This window comes from Streptomyces glomeratus (genome assembly GCF_021462825.1).
Classification (GTDB): Bacteria; Actinomycetota; Actinomycetes; order Streptomycetales; family Streptomycetaceae; genus Streptomyces; species Streptomyces glomeratus.
Genome location: NZ_JAKEEB010000099.1, coordinates 1 through 910, shown reverse-complemented (window position 1 = coordinate 910; position 910 = coordinate 1). Strand labels below are relative to the sequence as shown.

The window sequence follows — 910 nt, the reverse complement described above, 5'->3', positions numbered from 1 at the left end:
ACCCGCCGGAACAGCGTCCATAACTCATCCGGCACCAACCGCTCAACCAGATCCGTCATGCACGGCTCAACGAACGACCACGCCAAAGGAAACGACGTCTTAACGGTGGTCATCACCCAGTGCTGGTAGTCGAGCGAGGTAGTGGCGTTGATGACGGAGTCGAGGACAACGACGTCGTACAGTCCGTTGGCCTGGATGTCCTTGTCGATGTCGCGGATCATGCCGACGACGGCCCGGATGTCGACCGCGTACGAGCCGTCCCGGCAGCGGTAGGGCTCGTAGTCGTGAATGTTGAAGCCCTTGGCGCGCAGGTGCTTGGCGTAGTCGCCGTATCCGGCACCGAAGTCCACGACGCGGTGCGTGGGCTTGAGCCAGGGCGTGACGAGTTGGTCCCACGTTTCGGAGCCGTAGGCGGGTTTCCCGGCCTTGGCCTTGGAGGAGAACTGCCGGAGCCGCTTGGGCTGGACGATGTGCTGGTTCCAGACGGGTGCCTTGTCCTCGATGGCGGTCCAGTCGTACACGCCGTATTCGCCAGTGAGGTCGGCGTGGAGCTGGGCGGCGTCGGCCGAGGCCACGGTCCAGGCGAGGAGGTCGAAGCGCGAGATCGAGGCGACGACGGCGTACTCGGCGTTCAGGACGATTCGGCCTTGGTCATCGATGACGACGCTGCCCCAGGGCCCGTGGCCGGCGGTCATGTGACTGATGGCGTTGACGAAGGAGAGGTTCTTGCGTTCGGCAACGCCCATCTGGTGACCGACCCGGTCGAACTGGCCCGCTACCAGACTCTGCTGGAGCCCTGGGTGCAGCAGAACGTGACTCCTCCCCCGGCAGATGCCGGGGGCTTCTCGCTATGCCGGGTTGGCGTCGCGACGGACCAGCCCGGCCCGTAGAACGTTCAGGGCGCCCACTG

The 910-nt window shown here is 65.2% G+C and carries 1 protein-coding gene; it reads right to left on the bottom strand.

The window, feature by feature from the left end; genetic code table 11:
* Positions 1–746: methyltransferase domain-containing protein (locus tag LZ604_RS35480; RefSeq protein ID WP_234520354.1), on the bottom strand; the 746-nt coding region annotated here is incomplete at its 3' end.
* Between the last annotated feature and the right edge of the window lie 164 nt (positions 747–910).